This is a genomic window from Pseudomonas sp. WT-JTC (assembly GCF_056711565.1).
Genome location: NZ_CM160042.1, coordinates 2,043,018 through 2,059,097, shown reverse-complemented (window position 1 = coordinate 2,059,097; position 16,080 = coordinate 2,043,018). Strand labels below are relative to the sequence as shown.

Here is a 16,080-nt window from a genome sequence, read left to right as displayed (position 1 = left end):
CTATGTCCGCGACCCTGAGCAAACCCCTGGCACCGTCCTGGGTCAGCCGATTCAAGGAACAGAGCCTGGAGCGTGGCCGCCGCTACGCGCTGGAGAATCGCGTCAGGATCGTTGAAGCCGGCGATGCCACGATCATCGCCGCGTGCGAAGGCTCTGGCGGTAACGTTTACCGTCAGACCATTCGCCTGCGCGAGTCAGCCAAGGGCACCCTGCTGATGGTCGACGCCACTTGCTCCTGCCCGGTCCACAACAACTGCAAACATTGCGCAGCGGTGCTCCTGCAAGTGCAGGAAACCCTCGACTACCCAGCCGCCGCCAAAGACGCCGAACTCCTGGAAAAACTCCAGGCAGTCCTGGAAAACCGCAGCCCGAAAGCCCCGCCACAAGTGCTGGTGGACAATGTGCAACCCGTCCCGCGCCTGTGGCTCGCCAGCATCGAGTTCAGTGCGTTCGAACCGCGCAACGGTCGAATGCAGCGTTACATTCAGCATCGCGCGGCGCTGTCTTTCAGCTATCTGGACGAGTACGTTTCCGGTCAGAAAAACGCCGACATCCTGATTCGTCAGGAGACCCAGACGCTGCGGATAAAACGCCACCCGGAAGTGGAACAGTCCTACCGGGAACAACTGCGAATCCTCGGCTTCAAAGTGGCCACCCGGCAAAGCAAGGCCTTGCCGGAAAGTGCCGGCGAGCTGTTCGAGATGGTCAATGACAGCGCCTGGCTGACTTTTACCCTCAATGAACTGCCGAAGTTGCGCACCCAGGGCTGGGAATTGCAGATCGACGAGGACTTCGGTTTCGACCTGACGGCGGTAGACGACTGGTACGCCACGGTCGAACAGGTACCGGAGCGAGACTGGTTCGATCTGGAGCTGGGGATCATCGTCAACGGCGAACGCCTGAGCCTGTTGCCGATCCTGCTCAACCTGATGCGCTCCCACAGCGAAATCCTCAATCCGGAACGCCTTGCCCGACGACGCGACGACGAGCTGATCCTGGTCAATATTCCCAATCGCCCGAACTCCGAACACGGGCCACTGCAAGTCGCCCTGCCCTTCGGCCGCTTGAAGCCGGTGCTGGCAACCCTTGGCGAGTTCTACCTGCAGGAGCCCGGCGAAACCACGCTGCGCCTGAGCAAGGCCGATGCCACGCGCCTGAACCCGCTGGAAGACATGCCACTGCTCTGGGAGGGTGGAGAGCAGATCCGCACCTTTGCCCAGCGCCTGCGCGACATCAAGGACCACACGACCATTGCCCCGGACGGCCTGAATGCGACGCTGCGTCCGTATCAGCTCGAAGGCTTGAGCTGGATGCAATCACTGCGGCAGCTGGAAGTGGGCGGAATTCTCGCGGACGACATGGGCCTGGGCAAAACCCTGCAGACACTGGCGCACGTCCTGAGCGAGAAAAACGCCGGCCGCCTCGATCGGCCGTGCATGGTCGTGATGCCGACCAGCCTGATCCCCAACTGGCTCGACGAAGCGGCGCACTTTACGCCCCAGCTCAAAGTACTGGCGCTATACGGTGCCAGCCGCAAAAAGCACTTCGACAAGTTGGCCGATTACGATCTGATCCTGACCACCTATGCACTGCTGCCCAAGGATGTCGAACGCCTCGCGGCGCAGCCCTTGCACATACTGGTGCTGGATGAAGCGCAATACATCAAGAACCCCGGCAGCAAGGCGGCCCAGGCTGCCCGCGAGCTCAACGCCCGGCAGCGCCTGTGCCTGAGCGGCACACCGCTGGAAAACCATCTCGGTGAACTGTGGTCGCTGTTTCACTTTCTCTTGCCCGGCTGGCTGGGCGACGTCAAAAGCTTCAACCGCGATTACCGCGTGCCGATTGAAAAACGCACCAGCGAGGTCAGGCTTCAGCACCTCAACGGCCGGATCAAGCCGTTCCTGCTGCGCCGCACCAAGGAACAGGTGGCCACCGAGTTGCCACCGAAAACCGAGATCATCCACTGGGTCGAGCTCAACGAGGCCCAACGCGACGTCTACGAAACCATGCGCCTGGCCATGGACAAGAAAGTCCGCGACGAAATCACCCGCAAAGGCGTGGCCCGCAGCCAGATCATCATTCTGGAAGCACTGCTCAAGCTGCGTCAGGTGTGCTGCGATTTGCGCCTGGTCAACGAGGCGACCCTGCCGAGCCGTGGCAGCACGTCAGGCAAGCTCGACAGCCTGATGGAAATGCTCGAGGAATTGTTCGAGGAAGGTCGGCGGATCCTGCTGTTCTCCCAGTTCACTTCAATGCTGTCGCTGATCGAAGACGAACTGAACAAACGCGGCGTGGCCTATGCCCTGCTGACCGGCCAGACCCGTGATCGCCGCACACCCGTGAAGGAATTCCAGAGCGGCAAGCGTCAGATTTTCCTGATCAGCTTGAAGGCAGGTGGCGTGGGCCTGAACCTGACCGAAGCGGACACGGTGATTCATTACGACCCGTGGTGGAACCCGGCGACGGAGAACCAGGCGACCGACCGGGCGTATCGCATCGGCCAGGAGAAGCCGGTGTTCGTTTACAAAATGATTGCCCGCGGCACGGTGGAAGAAAAGATTCAGCACCTGCAAAAGGAAAAATCCGACCTCGCGGCCGGCGTGCTGGATGGGCGCAAGGCCGGGGACTGGAAACTGCAGAACGATGATATCGAGGCGCTGTTTGCGCCGCTGCCGAAAAACCTCGAAAAACGCTGAGATTTGCGGCGTCTGAACCGGCCTCTTCGCGAGCAAGCCCGCTCCCACATTTGATTTGTGTTTAGCCTCAACAGTGGAGGCAACACAAAACCACTGTGGGAGCGGGCTTGCTCGCGAAGGGGGCGACTCGGCATAGCGCCTGACTCAGCCCTTGAGCACCCGCGCCAACGTCGATTTCACGTTGCCCATACCGTCATGCAATGCCTGCTCGATCTCGGCCATGGTGATTACGGCCGTCGACTTGCCCGCCGCCGGGTTCACCACCAGCGCCAGGCAGGCGTAATCCAGTTCCAGTTCGCGGGCCAGGGCTGCTTCGGGCATACCCGTCATACCGACGATGTCGCAGCCATCGCGCTCCAGCCGGGCGATTTCAGCCACCGTCTCCAGGCGCGGCCCTTGAGTGCACGCATACACGCCATGACTGCTGTAGCCCACGCCTTCCGCCGCCAATGCCGCGATCAGTTGCTGGCGCAATGGTTCGCTGTAGGGGTAGCTGAAGTCGATATGGGTGACGTGCTCCAGATCATCGGCAAAGTAAGTGTGTTCACGACCGCTGGTGTAGTCGATCAACTGATGCGGCACGCAGAAATGCCCTGTGCCCATGGCGGAATGAATTCCACCCACGGCATTGACCGCGAGAATCGCCTGCGCCCCGGCCTGCTTCAACGCCCAGAGGTTGGCGCGGTAGTTGACCTGATGCGGCGGAAAACGATGCGGATGACCGTGACGTGCAAGGAACAGCACTTCCTTGCCGGCATATTCGCCGATCTGAACGTCGGCCGAAGGTGCGCCGTAAGGCGTGTCCACTGTCAGTGACTGACGAATGCTCAGGCCTTCGAGCTGAGTCAGGCCAGTGCCACCGATAATCGCGTAAACCGTCATAACGAACAGTCCTTAATCAATCAATTGAGCTTCTTTGAGCGCGCCGACAGCGGTCAGCCAGCGCGGGGCCTGACGGTATTCGGTGCTGGCGAACGACTGGCCGCGCATCCGCGCAATACGCTCGGATGGCTTGACCTTCAGACGCTGGGCAGCGCTCAGGGCGAGCTCGGCGGCCGCACGGTCGTTGCACACCAGGCCCATGTCGCAGCCGGCAGTCAGCGCTGACTCGATTCGACTGGCGGCATCGCCGACCACGTGAGCCCCCGCCATGGACAAGTCATCACTGAAAATCACCCCGTCGAATTGCAACTCGCCGCGCAGGATTTCCTGCAACCAGCGACGGGAAAAACCGGCCGGCTGGGCGTCGACTTGTGGATAGATCACATGGGCGGGCATGACCGCGGCCAGTTGCTTGCTCAATCTGGCAAACGGCACCAGATCGTTGGCGCGGATCTCATCGAGACTGCGTTCGTCGTTGGGGATCGCGACGTGGGAATCCGCTTCGGCCCAGCCGTGACCGGGGAAGTGCTTGCCGGTGGCCGCCATGCCTGCGCTGTTCATCCCGCGGATGAAAGCACCGGCCAACCGGGCGGCGCGCTCCGGGTCACCCTCGAACGAACGGGTACCCACCACCGCGCTGCGTTGGTAATCGAGGTCGAGCACCGGGGCGAAACTCAGGTCCAGGCCAACGGCCAACACTTCGGTCGCCATGATCCAGCCACACTGCTCGGCCAGGTATTCGGCGTTCGGGTTGTCGGCAATGGCGCGCATGGCGGGCAACCGCACGAAACCCTGGCGCAGGCGCTGCACGCGACCGCCCTCTTGATCCACCGCCAACAGCAGATCGGGACGAATGGCGCGAATGGCTGCACTCAGCTCGCGCACTTGACGCGGATGCTCGATGTTACGGGCAAAGATGATCAAGCCACCCACTTCGGGCTGGCGCAACAATTGGCGATCTTCAGCCGTCAGCCAGGTACCGGCGACGTCCACCATCAACGAGCCTTGCAAGCCAGCAGTCATAGTTTTTCCTTGATAACAGAAAACCCGCCCCACACGAATTCGCCACCGGGGGCAGTGCCCGGCAGGTCGGCGGTATCAATGGGAAACGGGTTCAGAAACAGAGTCGGCATGGGCGGCTAGCTTAGCGGATGTCAGCTGCCGCGCCCACCCGTGTACGGTTAAACCTTGGCGGCAACCGGCGTCGATTTAGTGCGCGGACGCAACTGGGCTGTGGCCATGGCCGCATCCGTCACACCGGATTCGGCGCGCATGCCGGCGGCCAGGAATGGCACCATCAGGCGCATGACCTGCTCGATCGAAGTGTTCACGCCAAAGTCGGTTTCAGCAATCGCCCGCAAGGCCTTGATGCCGGACATGCTGAACGCTGCCGCACCGAGCATGAAGTGCACGCGCCAGAACAGTTCGATGGGGGGAATGCGCGGCGCCGCTTCGTTGACCAGCGTCATGTAGCGGCGGAACACCTTGCCGTACATGTCTTCCAGATAACGACGCAGGTGGCCCTGGCTCTGACTGAACGCCAGCCCCAGCAAACGCATGAAGATAGACAGGTCGTTGCCACTGCGCGGCTGCACCACCAGTGCCTGCTCGACGAGGATTTCCAGCAACTCTTCGAGTGTCGGCCTGATTTCAGGCTTGGCCTGACGCCGCTCCAGCTCTTTATCGAGACTGATGCAGAACGGCCCGAGGAACCGCGAGAAAACCGCCTGGATCAACGCCTTCTTCGAACCGAAGTGATAGTTCACCGCCGCCAGGTTGACACCCGCCTTGCTGGTGATCAGACGCAACGAGGTTTCAGCGAAACCTTTTTCCGCGAACAACTGCTCGGCGGCATCAAGAATGCGTTCAACGGTTTCCGACTGGGCCATGGCTACTCCGCCTGACAAACACTTGTTTGAAACATACGTTTCAGCCTGTGCCTTGTCAAGTCTGGCAGTTCGTTTTGGGAATGGTCGGTCAGACATTTAACCACACAACGACAAAGCTTCAATCCACTGACTGATTGACCGTCCGGCGGCGACTGAAAAAAGGAGCATTGCCAAGACCGCCTTACTGTATATAATCCCAGTCACTGTATAAAAAAACAGAGCGATCAATATGCTAAAGCTGACGCCACGACAAGCAGAGATTCTGGCTTTCATCAAACGCTGCCTGGAAGACAACGGATATCCACCCACCCGCGCGGAAATCGCTCAGGAACTGGGTTTCAAGTCACCCAATGCAGCGGAAGAGCACCTCAAGGCGCTGGCCCGCAAGGGTGCCATCGAGATGACGCCTGGCGCCTCCCGTGGCATTCGCATCCCTGGCTTCGAAGCCAAGGCCGACGACTCCACCCTGCCGATCATTGGCCGGGTCGCAGCCGGTGCCCCGATTCTTGCGCAGCAACACATCGAAGAGTCCTGCAACATCAATCCTGCCTTCTTCCATCCGCGTGCCGACTACCTGCTGCGCGTCCATGGGATGAGCATGAAAGATGTCGGCATTTTCGACGGCGACCTGCTGGCGGTCCACACCACCCGCGAAGCCCGCAACGGCCAGATCGTGGTTGCGCGAATCGGCGACGAAGTGACCGTCAAGCGCTTCAAGCGTGACGGCAGCAAAGTCTGGCTGATCGCCGAGAACCCCGAGTTCGCCCCTATTGAAGTGAACCTTCAAGATCAGGAACTGGTGATCGAAGGCTTGAGTGTCGGCGTCATTCGCCGCTAAAGGAGGCACCATGCAGTTCCCACAGACATCACCACAGCAAGCCCAACTGCCGTTGTTCGAAGCGTTCATGGCACAGCCATTGGCGCCGATTCTGAAAGACGTAGTCGAGTCCCCCTGGAGCGCCGAACCTGACGTTTTCAGCGAGCTGTCACTGCGTGGTGCAGCCGGGAACTGCCTGAGCCTTCTGGCCCCCATCCTCAGGGAATTGAGCCAGGACCAGGATGCTCGCTGGCTGACACTGATCGCGCCGCCCGCCAGCCTGACCCAAGCCTGGCTGCGAGATGCCGGCCTCAACCGCGAGCGCATCCTGTTGTTGCAACCGCGGGGCAGCCAGAGCGCCCAGCAACTGACCTGCGAAGCGTTGCGCCTGGGGCGCAGCCATACGGTGGTCAGCTGGATCAACCCGCTGAGCTCCCAATCGCGGCAACAACTGATCAGCGCCGCCCGCACCGGGGACGCTCAGAGCCTGAATATTCGACTGGGTTAACTGACAGGCAAAACGCGGGCTTCACCGCGCGAGGCTTCTCCAGGGACAGAGAAGCCGATGAGTAGCGATATCAAGAAAAACGACAGACGGGGATCAATGCAGAACCCGTGTCCCCTCTTCCTTGTCGAATTCGCCTTCAACCAGGCGACCTGCCATCTGCACACCGACGCTCAACATCGCCTTGGCGACTTCCACGTGCTGCCCTTGCAGGAACGCTTTGGCGTCCTCGGAGAAATCCAAAGTAACCAGAGAACCCTCGTCCTCGGCCCTGCGCAGCTCGATTCGGCCGTCTGGTAACTCGACAATTTCTAGAAAGGACGTTGGCATAAAGGACTGTTCTCCACGAAAGGCGGGGATTATATAGGCATCGCTCGGGCTTCGCTTGGGATCTTGACCAGATGTCATCACCCGACGGCGAGTGTCAGCACTCGTTCAACCCTTCACGAAACCGGATCGCCAACGCTTTCAGGTTCTGACGCCAGCTCTCCAGCTCCTCCCGACTCAGTTCCTCCGGCGCGTCCTCTTCATCCAGATTGACAGCCTGAATCAGTGGCTGAGTCACGTCCCCTTTCGGCTTGTGCGGCGCGCGTGGTGGCTGAAACAGCGCAGCATGGGCGGCCAACAGTCTGGCCAGCCAGGTCTCCGGGTTATTGGCCAGCTCGACCATCTCGGCCATTTCCGGAATGGCGATGGTTTCCAGCACCTCGCGAGTCAGCAACAACTCTGCACGGGACGCATTGGCCTGAGGCAAGCGATAGAAACCGGCGATTTCGTGACACAGGCCCAACAGCGCGCCGTACAGGTGAAACAGCGCGGATTCGCGTCCGGCCTGGATCAGCGCCAGCGAATTCATTGCCCGACTTTCTTCAGTACGGGCCAGTGCTTCCAGCGACAAGCCGGCGAAGTAAATCTTCTGATTGGTGCGGGTATAAAGTTCGTGGGCCATGACGGCAGCCTCCACAACGAAATAATTGCTTCATGCAGGTATGACAGTGTCGTGGATCACCCGATCCGACCGCAAGCCCAAAACAAAAAGGCCGCATGAAAACCCGAAGGTTCTCATGCGGCCTTGCGCACTGACTGTAGGAGCGAGCTTGCTCCGGGCGGCGTTCCGACGATGGTCGTCAACGATGACGCGGGCCTACAGGATGCCCGCGTTGCTCTCAGGTCCATCGCGAGCAAGCTCGCTCCTACAGGGGTGGCGGCTTTACGCCTTGGCTGCCGGACGCTTGTCTTCGACCGCCCACTTGCCGCCGTCGTAGAACGCTTTCCAGCCAGTCGGCTTACCGTCGACCTCGGTCTGTACGTACTGCTCCTTGGTCTTGCGACTGTAACGAATCACAGCCGGGAGGCCATCCGGATCTTTCTTCGGCGCTTCGCAGAGGAAGTGATACTTCGGATCGATCTCATCCTTGTGCGGGATGATTTCCATCACCAGCGGAGCACGAGTCTCGCGGTTTTTCGGGAACTGGCTGGCCGCCAGGAACAGGCCGGATGCACCGTCGCGCAGAATGTAGGTGTCGTTGACCTTTTCGCACTTCAGCTCAGGCATCTTCACCGGGTCCATCTTCGGCGGCGCCGCATCACCGCTCTTCAGCAGTTTGCGGGTGTTCTTGCAGGTGGCATTGGTGCAACCGAAGAACTTGCCGAAACGGCCAGTCTTGAGTTGCATTTCGCTGCCACACTTGTCGCACTCCAGGCTCGGACCTTCATAGCCCTTGATGCGGTAAGTGCCCTCTTCGATTTCGTAGCCATCGCAATCCGGGTTGTTACCGCAGATGTGCAACTTGCGCTTCTCATCGAGCAGGTAGGCATCCATCGCCGTGCTGCAGATCGGGCAGCGATGCTTGCCACGCAACACCAGCGACTCCGATTCACCCTCGTCGTCCGCAGCGATTTCATCGCCCGGCACCAGGTTCACGGTGGCCTTGCAGCGTTCTTTTGGTGGCAGGCTGTAACCCGAGCAACCGAGGAACACACCGGTCGACGCGGTACGGATCTGCATCGGGCGACCGCAGGTGGTGCACGGGATGTCGGTCATCACCGGCTGGTTGGCACGCATGCCGCTTTCCGGGCTTTCGGCCACTTCGAGTTTCTTCTTGAAGTCGCCGTAGAACTCGTCGAGCACGTTTTTCCAGTCACGTTCGCCCTGGGCCACGTCATCGAGATGCTCTTCCATGCCCGCAGTGAAACCGTAGTCCATCAGGTTGGAGAAGCTCTCGGCCAGACGCTCGGTGACGATGTCGCCCATCTTTTCCGAGTAGAAACGACGGTTGTGCAGCGCCACGTAGCCGCGGTCCTGGATGGTCGAAATGATCGCCGCGTAGGTCGAAGGACGACCGATACCACGCTTTTCCATTTCCTTCACCAGGCTGGCTTCCGAGTAGCGCGCCGGCGGCTTGGTGAAATGCTGGGACGGATCAAGCTTGATCAGCTTCATCGCGTCGCCCTGGGCCATGTCCGGCAATACGTCGTCGTCGCCCGGCTTGGCGATTTGCGGCATGACGCGGGTGTAACCGTCAAACTTCAGGATGCGGCCCTTGGCGCGCAGCTCGAAGTCACCGGCACCCACAGTGACGGTAGTCGACAGGTATTGCGCCGGCAGCATCTGGCAAGCGAGGAACTGGCGCCAGATGAGCTCGTAGAGGCGCTCAGCGTCACGCTCCATGCCCGACAGCTTGCTTGGCTCGGTATTGGCGTCGGACGGACGAATCGCTTCGTGAGCCTCTTGTGCGCCTTCCTTGCTGCTGTAGACGTTCGGGGTTTCCGGCAGGTACTTCTTGCCGAACTCGCCTTCAATATAGGTACGCGCCATCGCCACGGCATCAACCGAGAGGTTGGTGGAGTCGGTACGCATGTAGGTGATGTAGCCGGCTTCGTACAAACGCTGGGCCATCATCATGGTTTTCTTCACACCGAAGCCCAGGCGGTTGCTCGCGGCCTGCTGCAGGGTGGAGGTGATGAACGGTGCCGACGGCTTGCTGCTGGTCGGTTTGTCTTCGCGCTTGACGATGCTGTAGCTGGAAGCCTTGAGCTTCTCCAGCGCCGCCATGGCCTGGGTTTCATTGAGCGGCTTGAAGGCTTCGCCTTTCTCGCGGGCCACGTCGAAACGCACGGTCGCGCCTTTGGCGGTGCCGAGGTCGGCGTGAACTTCCCAGTACTCTTCCGGGATGAACGCGCGGATTTCACGCTCACGCTCAACCACCAGCTTCACGGCAACCGACTGCACGCGACCGGCGGACAGACCACGAGCGATCTTGGCCCACAGCAGTGGCGAAACCATGTAACCCACGACGCGGTCGAGGAAGCGACGCGCCTGCTGGGCGTTGACACGGTCGATATCCAGCTCGCCCGGCTGGGAGAAGGCTTCCTGAATCGCCTTCTTGGTGATTTCGTTGAACACCACGCGCTTGTAGCGGCTGTCGTCACCACCGATGGCTTCGCGCAGGTGCCAGGCAATGGCTTCCCCCTCGCGGTCCAAGTCGGTTGCGAGATAGATGGTGTCAGCATCCTTGGCGAGCCGGCGCAGCTCTTCGATGACTTTTTCCTTGCCTGGGAGGATCTCGTACTTGGCTTTCCAGCCATGATCGGGATCGACACCCATGCGCGCGACCAGCTGCTTGCGCGCCTTTTCTTTCGGCGACAGTGCCGGCGCTTCACCCGCAGCAGCCTTGCCGCGCTTGGCGGCTGGCTCTTTGCTGGCGCTAGCCGAACCGCTGGTGGGCAGGTCTCGGATATGGCCGATACTCGACTTCACCACGTATTCGTTGCCCAAATACTTGTTGATGGTCTTGGCCTTAGCCGGGGATTCCACAATGACCAGCGATTTGCCCATGGATCAGAAAATTCCTGAATTCGAGAAGTGAAAGGCGATTGGCGCCTGACGCGGCACCGCTATATATAGTGGCAACAAGGTGAGGTCAAGCGCAGGGTATTGCGCGAACTCAGCTTATGGCTTGGTAAAAAGGCTTTCTTCAGCCTGCACCAAAGCAAAGCGTGGCACCTGTTCACCGTCAACCTCGACGGACTCCAGGAACATGCTCAAGGGACGTACCCAAAAGCCGTAATCGCCATACAGGGCTTGGTAGAAGACCACTTCTTCTTCGGTTTCCGAATGCCGCGCAACACTGAATACGCGGTACTGCGGACCTTTGTAATGTTGGTAGAGCCCAGGTTGTATCGGCATGCTTTGGCCCTCACTCAAATTTTTTCAAATAAAAAACAAAATAAATCCGGAAAAACAAAAACCGGGGCACTTGGCCCCGGCTTCCATCAACGAGACGCTTAAACGCGTTCGAAGACGGTGGAGATGCCTTGGCCGAGACCAATGCACATGGTGGCCACCCCGAAGGTGCCGCCATTCTGCTTCATTACATTGAGCAAAGTGCCGGAGATACGCGCACCGGAGCAACCGAACGGGTGGCCCAGGGCGATGGCGCCACCGTGCAGGTTAACCTTCTCGTTCATCTTGTCGAGCACTTTCAGATCTTTCAGCACTGGCAGGGCCTGTGCGGCGAAAGCTTCGTTGAGCTCGAAGAAGTCGATGTCGGAGATACCCAGACCCGCGCGTTTCAATGCTTTTTGTGTGGCCGGTACTGGACCATAGCCCATGATTGCCGGATCCACACCTGCCACTGCCATCGAGCGAATCACTGCCAGAGGCTGGATACCCAGGTCCTGTGCGCGCTGTGCCGACATCACGATCATGCACGAAGCACCATCGGTGATCTGCGACGAAGTACCCGCTGTCACGGTGCCACCCTTCGGATTGAACGCCGGCTTCAGAGCCGCCAGGCTTTCCAGGGTAGTTTCCGGACGAATGGTTTCGTCGTAGTCGAAGGTTTTCAGGAAACCGTTCTCGTCGTAGCCCTGCATCGGGATGATTTCGTCTTTGAACTTGCCTTCCACGGTCGCCTTGTGGGCGAGTTGGTGGGAGCGCACGCCGAAAGCGTCCTGTTGCTCGCGAGTGATGCCGTGCATTTTGCCCAGCATTTCCGCGGTCAGGCCCATCATGCCCGAGGCTTTCGCCGCGTACAGCGACATGTGCGGGTTCGGATCGACACCGTGCATCATGCTTACATGACCCATATGCTCGACGCCGCCAACAACGAATACGTCACCATTGCCGGTCATGATCGCTTGCGCTGCAGTGTGCAGAGCGCTCATCGACGAGCCGCACAGACGGCTAACGGTCTGGCCGGCCGACGTGTGCGGGATCTGGGTCATCAGCGACGCCATGCGCGCGATGTTCCAGCCCTGCTCCAGGGTCTGGTTCACACAGCCCCAGATCACGTCTTCGACTTCGTTCGGGTCGACCTTGACGTTACGTTCCAGCAGTTTGCTGATCAGGTGCGCCGACATGTCTTCGGCGCGGGTGTTGCGGTGCATGCCGCCCTTGGAGCGGCCCATCGGAGTACGACCGAAGTCGACAATCACGACGTCTCTAGGATTCAAGCTCATAAGTTCACTCTCACTCTAGTTGGGGGCGCTTAACCGAAGAAGCTCTGGCCGTTCTTGGCCATTTCGCGCAGCTTCGCGGTCGGGTGGTACAGCGCGCCCAAATCAGCGTACTGGTCAGCCAGGGCAACGAACTCTGCCACACCGATGGAATCGATGTAGCGCAGCGCACCGCCACGGAATGGAGGGAAACCAATACCGTAGACCAGACCCATGTCGGCTTCGGCAGCGGTTTCGACGATGCCGTCTTCCAGGCAACGCACGGTTTCCAGGCACAGCGGGATCATCATCCAGTTGATGATGTCTTCGTCGGTGACTTCGCGCTGCTCGTAAACGATCGGCTTGAGCACTTCCAGTACCGAAGGATCGGCGACTTTCTTCTGCTTGCCTTTCTTGTCGGTCTCGTAGGCGTAGAAGCCCTTGCCGTTCTTCTGGCCCAGGCGCTTGGCTTCGTAGAGCACGTCAACGGCCGAGCGACGGTCGTCTTTCATGCGGTCCGGGAAGCCTTCGGCCATCACGTCACGACCGTGGTGGCCAGTGTCGATGCCGACCACGTCCATCAGGTAGGCCGGGCCCATTGGCCAGCCGAACTTTTCCATGATCTTGTCGATACGGACGAAGTCCACACCGGCGCTGACCAACTTGGCGAAACCGCCGAAGTACGGGAACAGCACGCGGTTGACCAGGAAGCCCGGGCAGTCATTGACGACGATCGGGTTCTTGCCCATTTTCTTGGCGTAGGCAACGGTAGTCGCGACGGCCAGTTCACTGGACTTCTCGCCACGAATCACTTCCACCAGCGGCATCATGTGCACCGGGTTGAAGAAGTGCATGCCGACGAAGTTTTCCGGACGCTTGAGGGCCTTGGCCAGCAACGTGATGGAAATGGTCGAGGTGTTGGACGCCAGGATGGTGTCCTCTTTGACCTGGTCTTCAACTTCAGCCAGTACAGCCTGCTTGACCTTGGGGTTTTCGACGACCGCTTCCACCACCAGGTCCACGTGACCGAAATCACCGTACGACAGGGTTGGACGAATGCCGTTGAGCACTTCAGCCATTTTCGCGGCGGTCATGCGACCTTTATCAACGCGGCCGACCAGCAGTTTGGCGGCTTCGGCCAGACCCTGCTCGATACCGTGCTCGTTGATGTCCTTCATCAGGATCGGCGTGCCTTTGGAAGCCGACTGATAGGCAATACCGCCACCCATGATGCCGGCGCCCAGTACGGCAGCCTGCTTCACGTCCTTGGCGATTTCGTCGTAGGCCTTGGCCTTTTTCTTGAGTTCCTGATCGTTCAGGAACAGACCGATCAGGCTCTGCGCAGCAGAGGTCTTGGCCAGCTTCACGAAACCTGCGGCTTCGACTTCCAGCGCCTTGTCGCGACCGAAGTTCGCAGCTTTCTGGATGGTCTTGATCGCTTCAACCGGCGCCGGGTAGTTCGGGCCAGCCTGGCCGGCCACGAAACCTTTGGCGGTTTCGAAAGCCATCATTTGTTCGATGGCGTTCAGCTTCAGCTTTTCCAGCTTCGGCTGGCGTTTGGCCTTGTAGTCGAATTCACCGGAGATGGCGCGCTTGATCAGTTCCAGCGCGGCGTCTTGCAGCTGCTCAGGAGCAACCACGGCGTCGACAGCGCCAACTTTCAGCGCGTCTTCAGGACGGTTTTCCTTGCCGGCGGCAATCCACTCGATGGCATTGTCGGCACCGATCAGGCGCGGCAGGCGCACAGTACCGCCGAAGCCCGGGTAGATGCCCAGCTTGACTTCCGGCAGACCGATCTTGGCCGTAGTGGACATGACGCGGTAGTCCGCCGCCAGGCACATTTCCAGACCACCACCCAGCGCGATGCCGTTGATCGCGGCGACGGTCGGGACGTTGAGGTCTTCGAAATCGCTGAAAATCTTGTTGGCTTCGAGGTTGCCAGCAACAAGTTCTGCATCCGGCAGCTTGAAGTTGTCGACAAATTCGGTGATGTCGGCACCGACGATGAACACGTCCTTGCCACTGCTGACGATCACGCCCTTGATCGAAGCATCTGCCTTGATGGTGTCTACGGCCTGACGCAGTTCGTTCAGGGTTAGACGGTTGAACTTGTTGACGGACTCACCCTTGAGGTCGAACTTCAGTTCGACGATGCCACTTTCAAGAGCCTTAACCGTGATGGCTTTACCTTCGTAAATCATCAACTGATCTCCACGATATGGAAGCTGAACAGTACACGTCGGAAGCAGGCGACCGGCTTGGCAGGACGTTAAACGTCGATGCTACGCCAATCTGCCCGGCACACCCGCCAACGCGATAGTCGGGATTCTGTAGGAGCGATCTGAAAACAAACGCTCAATTCATACGCCCGTTTGATTTGGGTACGCCACCTTCACGGAATTTCCGCCAATTGTCAATCGCCCAGAATGCGGGTTGAAAAGCGACTTTGCGGTCATTTCTGTAAGACGAAGGCCTGCAACACGCGGCTGCATGTGGAGACATTCATAAGATCAATCATTAGAAAATTCGCCCTAATTCGCTGCAGCCCGTGCTTAACAGGCTACGCTGGCGGAACCAGGGGAAAAAGTTGAACGCTTTGGCGAACGCCCAGCGTAAGATCAGCCCACACCGTTTTTACCGGCCTGCCTGGCCAACTCCAGCCCGATGATGAATGTCGGGCTTTTTATTGCCTGCTAAAAAAACGCCAATTGCCCCTCTCTGTAGGAGCGAGCTCGCTCGCGATGAACCTGAGAGCACCACAGGGTGTCAGGCTTCCCACGTCATCGTTGACGACCATCGCGAGCTCGCTCCTACAGGGGGTCGGGTTTCAGGCGAGTGCCTTGAGGGTGGCATCGATTTGTTGCAATACCTCGGCCTCACCCTTCTCGCCCCAGTACAAGGTGATCATTTGTTTGTCCGCCTCGACTTTGTAGACGTTGGCCGGCAATTTTTCGAAATGATCGAGCAGCGCCCTGTCCTCACAGGCTTCCTGCCATTGATTCACCCACAGACCCGGTGATTTTTGCCAGTAGCTCCAGCACGCTGGCTGATTGCCGCGGCGCGGACGATGGTACTGGGCGCACGGGCTTGGCGGCTCCTGGCTCAGCCAGTGCGGCCATTCCTGCGGCGCCAGTTGCATGGCCAGGCCGATGCGCCGGGCCTCCATCCGCAGGCCGATACGCCCACTCTGGGCACGTGAGGGACGCAACCATGCCAGCGGGCTGAGTACCACCAGCAGGATTGACACCACTATCCAGACCGTCATATCTGTACTCCCGATTCTTGATGAGCCCATTGTGTCACTTTGGAACCAATGCGCTTGAAACCAGCCATACTTACCAATATTGCAATCCTCAGGAGGAGCACCTCATGCCCTACAACCATATTCTGGTCGCTGTAGATCTGACCGAAGAGTGCGACCCTGTGATCCACCGCGCTCGCGAGCTGTCGGTGAGCAACGGCGCGAAACTGTCACTGGTGCACATTGTCGAGCCGATGGCGATGGCCTTCGGTGGCGACGTGCCAATGGACCTGTCACAACTGCAACAGCAGCAGTTCGATCAGGCCAAGGAGCGCCTTGACCGGTTGATCAACAAGTATCCTGAACTCTCGAAAGAGTACAGCCACCTGACCTATGGCCAACCACGCCAGGAAATCCATCACATGGCCAAGGAACAGGAATGCGACCTGATCGTCGTAGGCAGTCATGGCCGCCACGGCCTGGCACTGCTTCTGGGCTCCACCGCCAATGACGTGCTGCATGGCGCGCCTTGCGATGTGCTTGCGGTGCGCCTGCAAAACAAAAGCTGAAAACACAGCCCCCCCTGTAGGAGCGAGCTTGCTCGCGATGGT

Annotated in this window: 14 protein-coding genes; 4 read left to right on the top strand and 10 right to left on the bottom strand. The window is 59.4% G+C overall.

The features are described 5' to 3' along the window. The first annotated feature begins 2 nt into the window (after positions 1-2). The gene (locus AC06G5_RS09320) at positions 3-2,696 is read left to right on the top strand and encodes an SNF2-related protein (RefSeq protein ID WP_480459287.1); all 2,694 of its coding nucleotides are present in this window, start codon (positions 3-5) and stop codon (positions 2,694-2,696) included. Between the two features lie 144 nt (positions 2,697-2,840). Here AC06G5_RS09320 and AC06G5_RS09315 read toward each other — a convergent pair whose 3' ends face one another. The 3 genes from AC06G5_RS09315 to AC06G5_RS09305 all read right to left on the bottom strand — a co-directional run bounded on the left by AC06G5_RS09315 (position 2,841) and on the right by AC06G5_RS09305 (position 5,467). Then, positions 2,841-3,578 carry an S-methyl-5'-thioinosine phosphorylase gene (locus AC06G5_RS09315; protein WP_480459286.1) on the bottom strand — a complete coding sequence of 246 codons (738 nt, stop codon included), beginning with the start codon at positions 3,576-3,578 and terminating at the stop codon, positions 2,841-2,843. A gap of 12 nt (positions 3,579-3,590) precedes the next feature. Then, entirely contained in the window at positions 3,591-4,589 is a 999-nt protein-coding gene (gene nagZ / locus AC06G5_RS09310) for a beta-N-acetylhexosaminidase (protein WP_480459868.1), read from the bottom strand. 170 nt (positions 4,590-4,759) lie between these two features. Continuing rightward, positions 4,760-5,467: a TetR/AcrR family transcriptional regulator gene (locus AC06G5_RS09305; protein WP_413421414.1), complete on the bottom strand. Its 708-nt coding sequence runs from the start codon at positions 5,465-5,467 to the stop codon at positions 4,760-4,762. A 229-nt stretch (positions 5,468-5,696) separates the two neighbouring features. Here AC06G5_RS09305 and lexA point away from each other — a divergent pair, with 229 nt between their 5' ends. Both lexA and sulA read left to right on the top strand, forming a co-directional pair. Continuing rightward, positions 5,697-6,305: a transcriptional repressor LexA gene (gene lexA / locus AC06G5_RS09300; protein ID WP_007974043.1), complete on the top strand. Its 609-nt coding sequence runs from the start codon at positions 5,697-5,699 to the stop codon at positions 6,303-6,305. A 10-nt stretch (positions 6,306-6,315) separates the two neighbouring features. Next, the gene (gene sulA, locus AC06G5_RS09295; RefSeq protein WP_413421412.1) at positions 6,316-6,792 is read left to right on the top strand and encodes an SOS-induced cell division inhibitor SulA; all 477 of its coding nucleotides are present in this window, start codon (positions 6,316-6,318) and stop codon (positions 6,790-6,792) included. Positions 6,793-6,885: 93 nt separating this feature from the next. Here sulA and AC06G5_RS09290 read toward each other — a convergent pair whose 3' ends face one another. The 7 genes from AC06G5_RS09290 to AC06G5_RS09260 all read right to left on the bottom strand — a co-directional run bounded on the left by AC06G5_RS09290 (position 6,886) and on the right by AC06G5_RS09260 (position 15,493). Further along, positions 6,886-7,119 (bottom strand): hypothetical protein, encoded by a 234-nt coding sequence (locus tag AC06G5_RS09290; protein ID WP_008023011.1) that lies wholly within the window; start codon positions 7,117-7,119, stop codon positions 6,886-6,888. 94 nt (positions 7,120-7,213) lie between these two features. After that, the gene (locus AC06G5_RS09285) at positions 7,214-7,738 is read right to left on the bottom strand and encodes a DUF6586 family protein (RefSeq protein WP_085716758.1); all 525 of its coding nucleotides are present in this window, start codon (positions 7,736-7,738) and stop codon (positions 7,214-7,216) included. A 261-nt stretch (positions 7,739-7,999) separates the two neighbouring features. Then, complete coding sequence (gene topA, locus AC06G5_RS09280; RefSeq protein WP_413705359.1) at positions 8,000-10,627, bottom strand: type I DNA topoisomerase; 2,628 nt, start codon at positions 10,625-10,627, stop codon at positions 8,000-8,002. Between the two features lie 114 nt (positions 10,628-10,741). Beyond that, positions 10,742-10,978: a DUF1653 domain-containing protein gene (locus AC06G5_RS09275; RefSeq protein WP_007986363.1), complete on the bottom strand. Its 237-nt coding sequence runs from the start codon at positions 10,976-10,978 to the stop codon at positions 10,742-10,744. A 98-nt stretch (positions 10,979-11,076) separates the two neighbouring features. Next, positions 11,077-12,252, bottom strand: a complete 1,176-nt coding sequence (fadA, locus tag AC06G5_RS09270) for an acetyl-CoA C-acyltransferase FadA (protein ID WP_008023006.1) — start codon at positions 12,250-12,252, stop codon at positions 11,077-11,079. Between the two features lie 29 nt (positions 12,253-12,281). Continuing rightward, the gene (gene fadB, locus AC06G5_RS09265) at positions 12,282-14,429 is read right to left on the bottom strand and encodes a fatty acid oxidation complex subunit alpha FadB (RefSeq protein WP_413421409.1); all 2,148 of its coding nucleotides are present in this window, start codon (positions 14,427-14,429) and stop codon (positions 12,282-12,284) included. A gap of 626 nt (positions 14,430-15,055) precedes the next feature. Beyond that, complete coding sequence (locus tag AC06G5_RS09260) at positions 15,056-15,493, bottom strand: hypothetical protein (RefSeq protein ID WP_413421407.1); 438 nt, start codon at positions 15,491-15,493, stop codon at positions 15,056-15,058. Positions 15,494-15,597: 104 nt separating this feature from the next. Here AC06G5_RS09260 and AC06G5_RS09255 point away from each other — a divergent pair, with 104 nt between their 5' ends. After that, positions 15,598-16,038, top strand: a complete 441-nt coding sequence (locus tag AC06G5_RS09255; RefSeq protein WP_008022997.1) for a universal stress protein — start codon at positions 15,598-15,600, stop codon at positions 16,036-16,038. The last annotated feature ends 42 nt before the right edge of the window (positions 16,039-16,080 follow it).